10 protein-coding genes and 1 tRNA gene are annotated in these 14,176 nt (G+C 69.7%); 5 read left to right on the top strand and 6 right to left on the bottom strand.

What is annotated here, in order from left to right; genetic code table 11:
• The first annotated feature begins 8 nt into the window (after positions 1 to 8).
• Positions 9 to 2,864 carry a helix-turn-helix transcriptional regulator gene (locus ACZ3YO_RS10435; RefSeq protein WP_465567445.1) on the top strand — a complete coding sequence of 952 codons (2,856 nt, stop codon included), beginning with the start codon at positions 9 to 11 and terminating at the stop codon, positions 2,862 to 2,864.
• Positions 2,865 to 2,954: 90 nt separating this feature from the next.
• Here the strand turns inward: ACZ3YO_RS10435 and ACZ3YO_RS10440 are convergent, their stop codons facing one another.
• Together ACZ3YO_RS10440 and ACZ3YO_RS10445 are read right to left on the bottom strand one after the other, a co-directional pair.
• The gene (locus ACZ3YO_RS10440; RefSeq protein WP_465567448.1) at positions 2,955 to 3,581 is read right to left on the bottom strand and encodes a ScbR family autoregulator-binding transcription factor; all 627 of its coding nucleotides are present in this window, start codon (positions 3,579 to 3,581) and stop codon (positions 2,955 to 2,957) included.
• Positions 3,582 to 3,795: 214 nt separating this feature from the next.
• Positions 3,796 to 5,196, bottom strand: coding sequence for a YDG/SRA domain-containing protein (locus ACZ3YO_RS10445; RefSeq protein ID WP_465567450.1), 1,401 nt, complete (start codon positions 5,194 to 5,196; stop codon positions 3,796 to 3,798).
• Between the two features lie 302 nt (positions 5,197 to 5,498).
• Between ACZ3YO_RS10445 and ACZ3YO_RS10450 the strand changes: the two genes are divergently transcribed.
• Together ACZ3YO_RS10450 and ACZ3YO_RS10455 are read left to right on the top strand one after the other, a co-directional pair.
• Positions 5,499 to 6,743, top strand: a complete 1,245-nt coding sequence (locus tag ACZ3YO_RS10450) for a DNA sulfur modification protein DndB (protein WP_465567453.1) — start codon at positions 5,499 to 5,501, stop codon at positions 6,741 to 6,743.
• Positions 6,744 to 7,161: 418 nt separating this feature from the next.
• Positions 7,162 to 8,160, top strand: a complete 999-nt coding sequence (locus ACZ3YO_RS10455) for an HNH endonuclease (protein ID WP_465567456.1) — start codon at positions 7,162 to 7,164, stop codon at positions 8,158 to 8,160.
• Positions 8,161 to 8,357: 197 nt separating this feature from the next.
• Here the strand turns inward: ACZ3YO_RS10455 and ACZ3YO_RS10460 are convergent.
• From ACZ3YO_RS10460 to ACZ3YO_RS10470, 3 genes are all read right to left on the bottom strand, one after another.
• A tRNA-Pro gene (locus tag ACZ3YO_RS10460) sits at positions 8,358 to 8,431 on the bottom strand.
• Between the two features lie 100 nt (positions 8,432 to 8,531).
• Entirely contained in the window at positions 8,532 to 9,473 is a 942-nt protein-coding gene (locus ACZ3YO_RS10465) for a metallophosphoesterase (RefSeq protein WP_396324009.1), read from the bottom strand.
• A 207-nt stretch (positions 9,474 to 9,680) separates the two neighbouring features.
• Positions 9,681 to 10,331 (bottom strand): CGNR zinc finger domain-containing protein, encoded by a 651-nt coding sequence (locus tag ACZ3YO_RS10470; RefSeq protein WP_465567459.1) that lies wholly within the window; start codon positions 10,329 to 10,331, stop codon positions 9,681 to 9,683.
• Between the two features lie 108 nt (positions 10,332 to 10,439).
• Between ACZ3YO_RS10470 and ACZ3YO_RS10475 the strand changes: the two genes are divergently transcribed.
• Positions 10,440 to 10,895 carry a GatB/YqeY domain-containing protein gene (locus ACZ3YO_RS10475; RefSeq protein WP_405360384.1) on the top strand — a complete coding sequence of 152 codons (456 nt, stop codon included), beginning with the start codon at positions 10,440 to 10,442 and terminating at the stop codon, positions 10,893 to 10,895.
• A gap of 149 nt (positions 10,896 to 11,044) precedes the next feature.
• On the opposite strand, the gene ACZ3YO_RS10480 is transcribed toward ACZ3YO_RS10475, so the two are convergent.
• The gene (locus ACZ3YO_RS10480; RefSeq protein ID WP_465567462.1) at positions 11,045 to 13,291 is read right to left on the bottom strand and encodes a transglycosylase domain-containing protein; all 2,247 of its coding nucleotides are present in this window, start codon (positions 13,289 to 13,291) and stop codon (positions 11,045 to 11,047) included.
• A gap of 521 nt (positions 13,292 to 13,812) precedes the next feature.
• Between ACZ3YO_RS10480 and ACZ3YO_RS10485 the strand changes: the two genes are divergently transcribed.
• Positions 13,813 to 14,136, top strand: coding sequence for a WhiB family transcriptional regulator (locus ACZ3YO_RS10485; RefSeq protein ID WP_033333275.1), 324 nt, complete (start codon positions 13,813 to 13,815; stop codon positions 14,134 to 14,136).
• The last annotated feature ends 40 nt before the right edge of the window (positions 14,137 to 14,176 follow it).

Raw genomic sequence — 14,176 nt, forward strand, 5'->3', positions numbered from 1 at the left:
GTCGGAGGATGGGGATGCTCTACGGGCGGGAACAGGAGCAGGCCGTCGTCGACGCGCTGCTCGACGGGGCGCGGGACGGCCGCAGCGGGGTGCTGGTGCTGCGCGGCGAGCCGGGCATCGGCAAGACCGCGTTGCTGGAGTACGCGGCGGCAGCGGCCGGCGACGCGTTCCGCGTGGTCCGGGCCACGGGCGTCGAGTACGAGGCCGAACTCCCGTTCGCCGGGCTGAGTCTGCTGCTCGCACCCGGCCTGGACCGGCTCGCCGCGCTGCCCGGCCCGCAACGGCGCTCCCTGGAAGGCGCATTCGGTCTGAGCGACGACGCGGCGCCGGCCGGTGCGCCCGGCGACCGGCTGCTCACCGGGCTCGCCACCCTCGGGCTGCTCGCCGAACTGGCCGCCGAACAGCCGCTGTTGTGCATCGTGGACGATGTGCAGTGGCTGGACCGGGCCTCGCTGGACGCGCTGTTGCTCGCCGCCCGCCGGCTCCAGGCGGAGGGCGTCGCCCTGCTGCTCGCCGTTCGCGACGCGGGCGCGTCGGGGAGTGCCGCGGGCAGTGGGGGTGCCGGGGGTTCGGCGGGCCCCGGGGGCGGCGCCCTGCCGCTCGCGGGCCTGCCCGAACTCCGGCTCGCCGGCCTCGCCGAGCCGGCGGCCGCGCAACTCCTCGACGCCCGAGCGGCATCGGGGCTTGCGGGCGGAGTCCGCCGCCGACTGCTCGCCGAGGCCGCCGGCAACCCGCTGGCGCTCACCGAACTGCCTGCCACCGTCGAGGAGTCCGCCGACTCCGCCCCCGGTGCGCTGCCGCTCACCAGCCGCTTGCAGATCGCCTTCCACGGCCAGGTCACCGGCCTGCCACCGGCCACCCAGAACCTGCTGCTGGTCGCCGCCGCCGAGGAGAACGGCGACCTCGACGTCGTCCTCGCGGCCGCGGCCACCCTCGGCGCGACCGCCGAACACCTCGCCCCCGCCGAGGAGTCGGGCCTGGTGGCCGTGGACGCGGAGCGCCGGCTCGCCTTCCGGCACCCGCTGCTGCGCGCCGCCATCCTGCAACGCGCTCCACTGCAACAGAGGTTGACGGTCCACCGCGCTCTCGGCGAGGCGCTGGAGGACGGCGACCGCCGGACCTGGCACCTGGCCCTCGCCGCCACCGCACCGGACGCCGAACTCGCCGACGCGCTGGAACGCACCGCCCTCCGCGCCGAAGCCCGTGGCGGCCACGGCGGCGCCGCCGCCGCGTACGAGCGCGCCGCCCGCCTCACCCCGGACCGCGACGGCGCCACCCGTCGCCTCGTCCTGGCTGCCGAAGCCGCCACCGAGGAAGGAAAGTTGGAGCAGGCCGAGGCGCTCGCCGAACGGGCCGGCGCCCGGACCGACAACGTCTTCGCGCACGCCCTGCTCGACCACGTCCGGGCCACCGCGCACTTCTGGCGCGGCTCCTACCCCACCGCCTACCGCCTGCTGCTGGACGCCGCCGGCACCGGCATCGAGCCGCCGCACGCCGCCCGGATGCTGTTCCAGGCCTTCCACGCCGCCTGGTACGCGGGCGAGGAGCCGGTGGTCGCCGTCCTGGACCGGCTCGCCGTCGTCCTGGCCGAACTCCCGGAGGACGACCCGCTCACCCCGCTCGCCCGGCACCTGCCCGCCGCCGTCCTGCCCGCCCTCGGACGCCCCGCCGTGCCGCTGCCCGCGGCGCGGGACACCGCGGCGGCGGCCCGCCGGGCGGGCGCCGAGACCCCGAGCGACCTGGTCCAGCTCTGCGGTGCGACGCTGATCCTCGGCCGGGACGCCGAAACCGTCGAACTCGCCGCCGAACTCGTCGCCGAGGCCCGCGCCAAGGGCACCGTCGGCGTGCTGCCCACGCTCCAGTTCTTCCTCGCCGAGGCCGAGTTGTTCCACGGCCGCCACCGCGACGCCGAGGTCACCGCCACCGAGGCGCTCGCCCTCGCCCGCGACACCGGGCAGCACCAGTGGGTCAGCCAGCTCAGCGCCCTGCTCGCCTGCCTGGCCGCGCTCGCCGGCGACGCGGAGCAGACCACGGCGCTCACCGCGAAGGCACGGACGGCGACTGCGCTGACCACGACGACGCCGACCGCGACGACGCCGAGCACGACCACGCCGGCCAGCAGCGCGGTGGGCGCCGCCCCCGCCCCCGGCGAGCCGTGGGCCCAATGGGCGCTCGGCCTGCTCGACCTGGGCCACGGCCGGGCCGGTGACGCCGTCGACCGGCTCCATGCCCTCGCCACGGGCCCCTACCGGCACCACGTCAGCGGCACCCGGTCCGTCCCCGACCTGGTCGAGGCCGCCGTCCGCCTCGGCACCCCCGAGCGTGCCGCCGGCCCGTACGAGCGGTTCGCCCGCTGGGCCCGCGCCGCCGACGTGCCGTGGGCCGAGGCGCTACGACTGCGCTGCCAGGCCCTGCTCGGCCCGGACGAACTCGCCGAATCCGCCTACCTCGCCGCCCTCGACCTGCACGACGGCACCCACCGCCCGTTCGAGCAGGCCCGCACCGCGCTCCTCTACGGCGAGTGGCTGCGCCGCGAACGCCGCCGCACCGACGCCCGTCCGCACCTTCGCGCCGCCCTGGAGACCTTCGAACTCCTCGGTTCCCGCCCCTGGGCCGACCGCGCCCGCACCGAGCTCACCGCCACCGGCACCAGCGCCCCCGCCCCGGCCGACGCCCCCGCGGGTGCGCTCACCGCGCTCACCCCGCAGGAGCTCCAGATCGCCCGGCTCGCCGCCCGGGGCCTCACCAACCGCGACATCGCGGCACAGCTCTTCCTCAGCCCCCGCACCGTCGGCCACCACCTCTACAAGGCCTACCCCAAGCTCGGGATCGCCTCCCGGACGGACCTCCCGGCGCTGTTCTGAGGCGGCACCGACCCGAGCGGCACCGACCCGAGGCAGCACCGACCGAGGTGGCACCGCTCCGAGGGGCCGGGGGGCCGCCGGCTCCTCCGCTCAGGCCCGGTTCGCGTGCGCGGCGAGGGTGGCCCGCAGCGATGCCACGGTGGGCGCGGTGGCGATGCCGGGCAGCAGGTACCACCAGAGCCGGACGATCCGCTCCGGCAGGTCGGCCCGGTCGCTCCGCAGGTGGGACATGATCTGCGAGCCGGTGTACGCCGCGACCAGGAGCTGCGCGACCTGCGCCACATCGACGCCGGGCAGCAGCTCGCCCGCCTGCCGCGCTGCCTCCAGCTCCGCGCGGAACTGGTCCGCCCACATCTCGTACGGTCCGAATTCGCGCAGCCCGAGCTGCCCCTGCTCGACGGCGAGCGTCACGCCCGCGCGCAGCAGTACGTTCGCCTTCAACTCATCGGCCAGATAGAGGTTCAGGGCGACGAGTTGGCCCAACCCGGTCGCCTCCGTCGGGAGTTCGAGGTCCGACGCCTGCTCGTCGATGACCGCCTTGGCCAGCTCCTCCTTGGACCTGAAATGGAAGTACATCGCCCCCTGCGTGGTCCCCGCCCTGGCGATGATCCGGCTGACGCTCGACCCGTTGAACCCGAACTCGTCGAAGACGTGGGCGGCGGCCCGCAGAATCGTCTCGCGCGTGCGTACGGCCCGGTCCTGCTGGGCTCTCGCCACCGGTGGCTCCCAAGGTCCAACAGACAAAAAAGAACGACCTCAATGTTATTCGCCCCCGGAGCACCACCGACGCGGGCACCGGCCCGCGCCCTCCACCCGACCGCGGACCCGGAGCTCGCGGCGCGGACCGCCTCAACCAGCCAGCAGGATGTTGATCGGGCAGACGTCCGGACGCAAGCACCGAACAGTGTGCTGCCTTGCCGCGGTGTCGGGTCTACAGTTCAGGGTCTTCGATAGGTCCGTGCCAAGCGACGGCGTGATGCTCCCGGTGGTAGGCCAGGTACTCGCGTCCGATTTGATGGGCTGGAACTTCGCGCAAGCGGCCGATGACGGACCCGGTGGACCGGTCGGAGATGGTCAGGTCGTCGGCAATGCTCAGCATGCCGAAGTCAAACAAGGTGTGGTGGTTGGGGCATAGGCAGAGCACGTTGGAGGCACGATCCGGGCCGTTGTGCGGGCGCCCAAGCCCACGAATGTGCGCGGCTTCCGCGTAGGCATTGGTGGGTGTGAGCAGCCGCGTTCCGCACACCTGGCAGGTGTAGTCGTGCACCCGCTTGACGTAGTTGGCCACCGCGGTGCTGCGAACGATGCGCTGGACAACAGCCTCTAGGCGCGTGAGGGTCTCGCGCCCCTCAGGCTCCCGAAGTGCCGGACGGTCAGGCGCGCTCGGACTCTCTGCATCGCTGAGCTGGACGAGCCGGTACCGCCACACGAGGTGGCCCGACTGTCCGTGATCGGACCAGTATTCGTCGACACGGAAGAGTCCGTCGTAGCGATAGCCGGCCTTGGGCGAGTGGTTCGGGTCGCCCCCGGCCCCCCGCACCACACGGACGGGGGCACCGGTGGTCAGGCTGGTGACCAGCGCGGCGTTTCCGAGGGTGAGTTCTTGATCGCTGACCTGCTGGCCAGTATTTGGATCGCGACCACCTTGTCCGGTGTAGATGATGACGTTGCCGAAGTCTTCATCGTCCTCGTAACCGCCCGAGACGACGATGGACTCAGCCCCGCGATCTCTGGTTCCGCAGATGCCGCCCTGGGTTTGCCGGTGCAAACCTGCAGCATGGGCCGCCTTTCGATCCGAAAAGGCATGTCCTACTTCGATCCCGGGAACCTCTCCAAACCCGTCGAAGACCGGACCGGCCAACGAAGTGTCTCGCATCAACTCGTTGGACCTCTCAGAGTCAAAGAAGCGACTCAGAAGCCGATCGACCACCCGCTGCCGGATCGCAGGGTCGGAGGCCATGAGGTCGTAGAACGGGAGGGTGAGTCCACCACGTGGATTGGTGGCCTTCAGCCAGCGTTGTACGCCCGAGCCACGGGCTATCGGGATCTCGCCAGCGGCGCCATCGAGCTCCCACAGGCCTGACCGGCTCAGGGCAACGAACGGGTACTGCGGTGATGGGTCCGAACCGGGTCGCCCGTACCGCTTGAGCAGTGGCTGGAGCTCCCTGCGTGCATCCACCCAGGGCACCAGCCTTGACTTCCCCATCGCGGCCCGCCCGATCGCCCACAGCAAGGTGATCGGCTGGTGACGAGCAGGCTGACCAGAGGACTGGTCGACCCGCAGGGCATCGATTGATGAGCAGATTTCATCCCCATGACTTACCCCCGCCATCGGAGCCTCCTGATCCGCTCGGCGATCTTCGTAGGACGGAACGCACCGAGGCCGCGGCTGGTTCCGCCTTCATCCCGCGTGCCAACCGCCAGTCGGAAGCCCTTCGGTGGGGGCGAGCACCTTCTGCCCCGCCTGACCAGCGCACTCACTCGGTCACCGCGCTACGCGAGAACTGTTGGGTCCTACGCGGAATTTCCTCTCATTGACCCCTACTATCCGGCGTAGTACGTTTGCTGTCACTTGCCTGACGAATCGTCTGTTTCCGTGGGGGGAACCTTCGTTGGCTTGATGGGAGGGCACGCATGCCCAAGATTCAACTTCCAGTCATCGGCTACATGCAGGGGAGTCGGCGGATGATGACCACTGCGATGTGCGCTCCCGACTTGGTGTCCATGGTGTCCAAGCCCGCCCCCTGGAACCCGGCCAAGACCGATGCTCACGGCAACCGGCCCCGCGACACGACCCACCTCAAGGCCATCGTGAACTACGTAGAGGGTGTTGAGGACTTCGTGCTCGGCGCCGCCGTTCTCTACCTCACCTCGCGGGAGGCTCACTTTGAGCCTGTCCAACTCCCCGGTGTCACGACCGACTTCGATGCTGCTCAGTTTGGCGTGCTGTCCATCGACATCTCCGCGAAGTTCGACATTGGCGATGGTCAGCACCGCATCGGTGCGTACGAGCACATCGTGCAGAACCGAGACGAGGACGACGACCCGGTGATGGAGCGCCTGCGGACCTCCGGTCAGCCGCTGATCATTGTTATCGACGACGACCACAAGCGCCGCGCTCAGGACTTCGCCGACCTCCAGCGCAACGTCAAGGCCCCCACCCAATCCCTCGGTCAGTCGATGGACCGGCGGCAGCCCATCAACCGAGCCCTATCCGACTTGTTCGAGACGGTGCCGCTCTTCGAGGAGCGGGTGGAGTACCTGAAGGACAACCCTGGAAAGCTCTCGGCCAAGCTCTTTAGCTTCAAGACGATCCGCTACGTCTCCGGGCTGCTGCTTGTCGGAAACAAGTACCGCTCGCCCGCGACGATGGACAAGGCGGTCACTGAGTACTTCGAGCGTGGCGACGCCGCCGAGGAGGAGCTGGCTGCGTTCTGGAATGCTCTCGGGGAGAGCCCGGCATTTGCCGACGTCATCGATGGCGAGGTAACCGCGGCTGAGGTCCGTGACGCCACCTATCTGACTTCTGCCGGTGTGCTCTATGCCATTGCGTTTGCGGTTTACACCACATCGGCGATCATTGCTCAGCTCCTGAAGGACACCGAGGACGAGGAGCTGGCTGCCTTCCGTGACAACGCAATCGAGCACGCCGTGCGGGCCATGGATGACGTCGACTTCTCCCGCGTCCTCGAGAAGCGCCTGGCGACGGCTGGAGAAGACCCGCTGACCGAGGAGGACAGCATCTTCGCCGGGAATCTGCTCGACCCGCACTCCGGGAAGCTGGTCGCCGGGCGCAACGCGTGGGAAGCCGCCGGCACCGCCCTCGCTCGCCACATCTCGGCCAGCGAGGCCATCCGGGAGCACATCCAGATCATGTAGTGCTCGCAGGGCCCCTGCCGTTCATACGGCGGGGGCTCTACGCATGCCGCTGGCTGAGCCGAAAGTCCTACATCGAGCGGCGCCAAGGGCCCTCGGCTGTCGACGGCCTCTCAGGGCTCCCGAGGGGTCGCTGCACTTCGTCGCTGCCGTGCAATGCCGGAGGCCCACCGGGTCTCCTCGATGGGGCCCTCTGAACCGGGCCGGGGTAGCGGGATTAGAACTCACGCCTCTTGGTCCCGAAGCAACCTGGGTGCCCAGGCGACGGACGGCGACAAGTCCGTGACCGGTCTCTCGCCACGGACTAGCCATGAAGGCCTCGGTGGCCACGCGGTCCCGGAGTACTTGAACCGGCCCCATGGCTTCGAGCCCAAGCTCCCTGTCAGTACCAAGTCCTATGCTAGAGGCCATGCTTAAGGGAATGATCACCCGCGAGTCGGTGCTCAATGCAGTAGATGAGTACGAGCGAGTGGGCCAGGCTGCGTTCCTCTCCACGTACGGATTCGGTCAGGCTCGAAACTACCTGCTCGTTCATGAGGGCAAGGAATACGACTCCAAGGCCATCGCCGGCGTGGCCCACCGATACGAGCACGGCAGGGCATTGCTGCCTACTGAGTTCCACGGCGGCACAGGGGAGGCTGTCGTGTGGCTTGAGCGGCTTGGCTTCACGGTCAAGTCTGTTCGCAATCCCGACTGGGCGTGGGATGAGCTCGTTCTGGCCTGCGCCATCACGGCAGCGAACGACTGGAAAGGGTTGGGCGCCACTGACCCTCGCGTCGTGGAGCTGTCCGGCCTGCTCCAGCTCCTCCCGATTCACGACTCCTCGTCCCGAAACGACACGTTCCGCAATGCCAACGGGGTTGCTCGCAAGACCTTCGACATCGCTACGCGTCATCCCGACTACCGAGGTAAGGCCACGAACGGGGGCGCCATGGACCGCGCCGTCCTACAGGCGTTCCTGGAAAGCCCGCTGGAGATGGCCGCGTCGGCACAGCTGATTCGAGCGGGCATCCTCACTGGTGACTTGCGGATGCCGGCGACCGTCGAAGACCAGGAAGACTTCGACGCTCCGGAAGGTCGCCTTCTGCTGCGCCAGCACCTCTCCCGCGAGCGGGACCGCACACTTCGCCGTCGGAAGATCGACTCAGTAGTGGGCCGAGGTCAGCGCCTCGCCTGCGAAGTGTGCGACTTCGACTTCCAGTGGGCATACGGCGAGCGTGGTGCGGGATACATCGAGTGTCACCACGTGGTCCCCTTGCACGAGGCAGGCGAGAGTCGAACGAAGCTATCGGACCTCGCCTTGATCTGTGCGAACTGCCACCGGATGATCCATCGCCGTGCTCCGTGGCCGACGCCAGAGGAGCTTCGATCCTTGATGTTGAAGGTCAAGGAGCGGGACACCCAGCAGACCAAGGTCTGATCAAGCATCGGGCTGGCCAGCGGTGGGGACCCACCCGCCACCCCGTTGACCAGCCCGCCCGTATGCCATCACCGGTGGTGTCGTGGACGACCTGTTCGTGCAGGATCCCCTGAGGCTTGGTCACGCAGGTGGTCACGCACAACGAATCAGGGCCCTACCGGATTTCTCCGGCAGGGCCCTGAACTCGTACTACTGGGTCGGGGTGGCGGGATTTGAACCCACGGCCTCTTCGTCCCGAACGAAGCGCGCTACCAAGCTGCGCCACACCCCGGTCCTGCTGTTTGTCGCTCCGTCTCCTTCGCGACGAGTAGAACTCTACCGGACGCTCGCCGAGAGACGAAATCCGATTCCCGGCGGGCGTCCGGTGCAGGTCAGGGGGCGGGTGTGAGGGTGAGGAGGGTGGCCTCGGGGGGGCAGGCGAAGCGGACCGGGGTGTAGCGGTTGGTGCCGCAGCCGGCGGAGACGTGGAGGTAGGAGCGGCGGCCGCCGGCCTGGTGGGTGGAGAGGCCCTTGACCCGCTTGGCGTCGAGGTCGCAGTTGGTGACCAGGGCGCCGTAGAAGGGGACGCAGAGCTGGCCGCCGTGGGTGTGGCCGGCGAGGACCAGCGGGTAGCGGTCGGCGGTGAAGGCGTCCAGGACGCGGAGGTAGGGCGCGTGCACGACGGCGAGTGAGAGGTCGGCGTCGGGGGAGGGGCCGCCGGCGACCTCGCTGTAGCGGTCGCGGCGGATGTGCGGGTCGTCGAGGCCGGTGAACTCGAGGTCGAGGCCGCCGATGGCGAGCCGGCCACGGGCGTTGGTGAGGTCGAGCCAGCCGGCCGCGTCGAAGCCGTCGCGCAGCTTCTCCCACGGGTTGTGGACGGCGCCGGTGATGCCGCGCCGCGCGGTGCCGTCCGGGTTGTTCATGCCGTGGGCGCCGCTGCGCATCGCCTGGAGGTAGCGGGCGGGGTTCTTGCGGGCCGGGCCGTAGTAGTCGTTGGACCCGAAGACGTAGACGCCGGGGAACTCCATCAGCGGTCCGAGCGCGTCGAGCGTGGCGGGGACGCCGAGCGGGTCGGAGAGGTTGTCGCCGGTGTTGACCACCAGGTCGGGGCGCAGGCCGGCGAGGCTCTGCAGCCAGCGCTGCTTCTTGCCCTGTCCGCTCACCATGTGGATGTCGGAGACCTGGAGGACACGGATGGGGCGGGCGCCCCGGGGCAGGACGGGGATGTCCACCCGGCGGAGCCGGAAGGAACGGACCTCGTACCCGACGGAGTAGGCGAGGCAGGCGGCGCCGGTGGCGGCGATTCCGAGGGGGACGGAGTACAGCGGTCGCATCGCTCCATGCTCTCAGACGGCGGATCAGCCGGTGAACGGCCGGGCGGTGCGGAGGGACACGCCGGCTTGCTCCGTACGCTCCCGGTGCAGCGCGGGCTCGGCGGCGACGGGGTCGGTGCGGCGCCCCGGTGCTCGCGCTGTCGGGCGCGTTCCACGGGGTCGTCGGGCCGCTCCTGGCGGAACCGGAGCACGGTGCCCGCCGCGAGGTCAGCGGGGATCGTCGGCGGCCCGGTCGGCGGCCCGGTCGTCGGCCCTGTCACGCCGGGCCCGCAGTGCCCGGACCTTGTGGCGGTTGCCGCAGCGTTCCATCGAGCACCAGCGCCGTCGTCCGGGTCGTGAGGTGTCGACGAAGATCAGGGAGCAGTCGTGGGCGCCGCACTCGCGGACCCGGTCCGCGTACGGGCCGGTGAACAGGGCGATCGCGTCGCGCGCGACGGTCGAGGCGAGCTGGTCCCCGTCGGCCGGCAGCGGTGGTGCCGCGGTGCCGTCCGAGCCGATCTGCGGGACCAGCGGCGGGTGGGCGGCGGCCCGGTTGAGTTCGGCGTAGTCCGCGGCCGCCCCCGTCCCGCCGTGCGCGCGAGCCGTCGCGAGCCGCCGGAGCGCGTCCCGCAGGGTCCGTACGGCGGCCAGCTGCTCCGGGCTGATGCCGACGTGCGTGCCGGTGGGAAGCCGCAGCCGGGACTGTCCGAGCCAGTCCGCGAGGTCCCGGGGCCGGTGCAGGACCTCGTACCGTGCGTACGCGCCGGGGCCGCCGGTGGTGAGGAGCTCCAGGCAGAGCGCCCCGGGGTCGAAGAGGTACCGCGTCCCCTCGGGGGAGTGCAGGACCAGCCCGGCGCAGGGCTCCTCGACATCGGTCATGTAACCACTATAAGTAGTTACCCGATGGTGGAAAAGTCCCGGTACCCGGAAATGCCCCCTTGCGTTAATGGCGGGCAGCCGAACGCCGCAGGTGGGAGACTCAGGGCCATGACCACGCTCAAGGAGCAGCTGCAGGAGGACCTCACGGCTGCCATCAAGGACCGGGACGAGCTGCGCTCGTCCACCATTCGGCTCACGCTTTCCGCTGTCACCAGCGAGGAGGTGGCGGGCAAGGCCAAGCGGGAGCTGTCGGACGCCGAGGTGCTGAAGGTGCTCGCCCGTGAGGCGAAGAAGCGCCGGGAGGCCGCCGAGGCGTTCGACGGCGCCGGTCGGACCGACCAGGCCACCCGGGAGCGGGCCGAGGGCGAGGTGCTGGCCGGCTACCTGCCCAAGCAGCTCTCCGACGAGGAGCTGGCGGCGATCGTGGCCGCCGCCGTCGCCGAGAGCGGCGCGACCGGGCCGCAGGGCATGGGCGCCGTGATGAAGCTGGTCAAGCCGAAGGTGGACGGCCTGGCCGAGGGCGGCCGGGTGGCCGCCGCCGTGAAGGCCGCGCTCACCGGCTGACGCGCACCGACGCGTAGGACCCGCACCGAGGCGTAGGACCCGCACCGAACGCACCACCCGCACCGGCACCGTGTGCACAGCAGCAGACACAGGGGCGCCCCCCGAGCGATCGCTCGGAGGGCGCCCCTGTCGTCGCGCGTCGGCCTCGGCTAGTGCCGGCCGCCGCCGTTGCCGTTGCCGTTCCCGTTTCCGTTCCCGCCGATGATCCCGGGCGGGAGAGTGAACCCGCCGCCGATCATCCCGCCGGGGTTGCCCGCGGGGTTGCCCCCCGGGGTTCCGCCGGGGTTGCCGCCCGCGGCGGCCGCGTCTCCGCTCGGCGGCGTGGCGGCGCCCGACGGCGTGGCGTTCGGGTCCGGCTTGGGCGCCGGGTCCGGGATGTCGAGGGTGGGCAGCTTCTCCATGGGGGCGCCGCGCAGGGCCTGGTTCATCGCCAGCTGCCAGATCGGGCCCGGGCCGGTGGCGCCGAAGACGCCGTCGCTGCCGTAGTAGGTGTCACCGATCTTGATGTTCTTCATCTTCACGCCGCCGGCCGGGCCGCCGAGCCAGACGGAGGTGGCGACCTGCGGGGTGTAGCCGCTGAACCAGGCGGCCTTCTTCTCGTCGGTGGTACCGGTCTTGCCGGCGATCTGACGGCCGCCCTCCAGGCCGAGGGAGGCGCCGGTGCCCTTCTCGGTCACGTTGAGCAGGACGGTGTTGAGGTTGTCCGCGGTGGTCTCGGAGTAGGCCTGGTTGCAGGTCGACTGCGGGACCTTGACGTCCTTGCCGTCCACGGTGGTGATCTTGTTGATGGCGATCGGGGTGCAGTACTTGCCGCGGGCGGCGAAGGTCGCGTAGACGTTCGCCATGGTCAGCGGGGACAGCTCCAGGGTGCCCAGGACCATCGAGGGGACCTCGACGAACGGGTCGCCCTTGGCCGTCTGGCTGATGCCGAGCTTGTTGGCCATCTGCTTCATCGCGCAGAGGCCGACCTGCTGCTCCATCTGCACGAAGTAGGTGTTGACCGAGAGCGCCATCGCCTGCTTCAGCTCGTACGGGCCGACCTCGCTGGGCGACTCGTTGCCGACGCTGCGGTCCTTGCCCTTGGCGGTGTTCTTCCAGGTGCCCGAGCAGGTGGACATCGTGGGGTAGTCGATCCTGTTCTCGGACGGGAACGGCTGGGTGGGCGACATGCCCGACTCCAGCGCGGCCGCGGCCAGGACCGGCTTGAACGTCGAACCGGTCTGGAAGCCGTTGCCGCCGCCCATCGCCGCGTCGACGTTCAGGTTGACGACGGTCTGGTTCTTGTTCGGGTCCAGGCCGTACGGGCGGGTCTGGGCCATCGCCAGGATCTTGCCGCTGCCGGGCTCCATCATGGTGGCGGCGGCCGACACCGGGTCGGTGACCTTCACCTTTGAGGTCACCGCGTTCTGCGCGGCGGCCTGCTTGTCCGGGTCGAGGGTGGTGTAGATGTTCAGGCCGCCCTGGTCCCAGAACTTCTTCCGGTCGGCGACGTTCTTGCCGAACACCGGGTCCTGCTTGACCACGTGGCGGACGTAGTCGCAGAAGAAGCCCATGCCCGCCTGGGCGGTGATGCAGCCGTTCTGCGGGTCCTTGTACTTCAGGCCCAGCGGGGCGGCCTTGGCCTCCTTGGCCTGGTCCGCGGTGATGTGCTTGTTCTCGACCATCTTGTCGATCACGATGTTGCGGCGCTTGACCGTGTTCTCCGGGTAGCGCACCGGGTCGAACGACGAGGGGTTCTGCACCATGCCGGCCAGGGTGGCGGCCTCGGCGACGGTGAGGTCCTTGTTGTTCTTGCTGAAGTACCGCTGGGAGGCGGCCTCGACCCCGTAAGCCTGGTGACCGTAGAAGGTGATGTTCAGGTAGTTGGTGAGGATCTGGTCCTTCGTCAGGTCCTCCTCCAGCTTGATCGCGACCTTCAGCTCCTGGATCTTGCGGCCCAGGGTCTTGCGCTGGGCCTCCAGGACGGCGGCCTGGTCGTCGCCGGCCTTCTCGACGTTGACGTTCTTCACGTACTGCTGGGTCAGCGTCGAGGCGCCCTGCGAGGCGGTGCCGCTCTCCGCGTTCTTGCTGACCGCGCGGAGCACGCCCTTGAGGTCGACGGCGCCGTGCTCGTAGAAGCGGGCGTCCTCGATGTCCACCTGCGCCTGCCGCATGAACGGCGACATCTGGTCGGCGGCGAGGACGGTACGGTCGCGCTCGTAGACCTTGGCGATCAGCCCGCCCTTGGCGTCGAAGATCTGGGTGGCCTGGGTCAGCGGCGGGGTCTTGAAGTCGTCCGGGATGTTCTCGAAGCTCTCCGCCGTGCTCTTGGCGGTCAGTCCGAGCGCGCCGACAGCGGGCAGGGCCATGCCGGCCAGCAGGACTCCTGAGAGCACGCTGACGCCCAGGAACTTCACTCCGTGTCCCGCGAAGTCGAGCGGTGACCCGCGGCGCCGGCCGCGCGGAGCTCCGGTGTTGCCTGGGGGCTGGGGTGCCTGGGGGCGCTTCGGTGCCATGAGGAGAACCCTACGTCGCCGATTCCCCTCCGCCGGGGCAGGTGTTCGCCTAGGCTTGTCACAAGCTTGCGACAGCTTCGGTACGTCAACATCATTCACTCTTGTGAGTGATGAGCTTTGCCCGAATTGCCCCCTGTGTAGTGATTTTGAGGTAGCTGTCGCCCGTTGTACCCCTGCTTTTGGTGGCACTCCGTGACCACGCGCGTGGCGAGAGTGGCCCCGGTGTTCCTGGCAAGGCTTGCGACCTGCAGTCACTCCAACGAGTGAGCTGACCGATACCCATAGTCCAATCGGGTCATGCGAGATTGAGCCCGAAGGGGCTGTTGCAAGCTGTCGTTCTTCCGTAACGTCCTCAACTGGCAACGGTGAATATGCCGTTGCCGCCGTGGGGGAGCCTCGATTCGGGAGAGGACGGCGCCGGCATGGGCTGGGTTGACGACTGGAGTGCGCAGGCCGCCTGCCGCACTAGTGATCCGGACGAATTGTTCGTCCAGGGGGCGGCGCAGAATCGCGCCAAGGCGGTGTGCAGTGGGTGCCCCGTTCGCACGGAGTGCCTGGCGGACGCGCTGGACAACCGGGTGGAGTTCGGGGTCTGGGGCGGGATGACGGAGCGGGAGCGCCGGGCGCTGCTGCGCCGCCGGCCGACGGTGATGTCGTGGCGGCGGCTGCTGGAGACGGCCCGCACCGAGTACGAGGAGTCCCTCGCCACCGGCGTGATACTGACGGACTACGCCCAGGCGGGCTGAGCACCGGGCCAGGCGGGTCCACCACCCGAGCACCGGACCA

The sequence above is a fragment of the Kitasatospora sp. NPDC022785 genome (assembly GCF_055561295.1).

Coding starts and splice junctions, on each gene's coding strand:
- ACZ3YO_RS10435 (WP_465567445.1), top strand. CDS start 9: ATGGGGATGCTCTACGGGCGGGAACAGGAGCAGGCCGTCGTCGACGCG.
- ACZ3YO_RS10445 (WP_465567450.1), bottom strand. CDS start 5,196: ATGGCGGGGGTAAGTCATGGGGATGAAATCTGCTCATCAATCGATGCC.
- ACZ3YO_RS10450 (WP_465567453.1), top strand. CDS start 5,499: ATGCCCAAGATTCAACTTCCAGTCATCGGCTACATGCAGGGGAGTCGG.
- ACZ3YO_RS10455 (WP_465567456.1), top strand. CDS start 7,162: ATGATCACCCGCGAGTCGGTGCTCAATGCAGTAGATGAGTACGAGCGA.
- ACZ3YO_RS10465 (WP_396324009.1), bottom strand. CDS start 9,473: ATGCGACCGCTGTACTCCGTCCCCCTCGGAATCGCCGCCACCGGCGCC.
- ACZ3YO_RS10470 (WP_465567459.1), bottom strand. CDS start 10,331: ATGACCGATGTCGAGGAGCCCTGCGCCGGGCTGGTCCTGCACTCCCCC.
- ACZ3YO_RS10475 (WP_405360384.1), top strand. CDS start 10,440: ATGACCACGCTCAAGGAGCAGCTGCAGGAGGACCTCACGGCTGCCATC.
- ACZ3YO_RS10485 (WP_033333275.1), top strand. CDS start 13,813: ATGGGCTGGGTTGACGACTGGAGTGCGCAGGCCGCCTGCCGCACTAGT.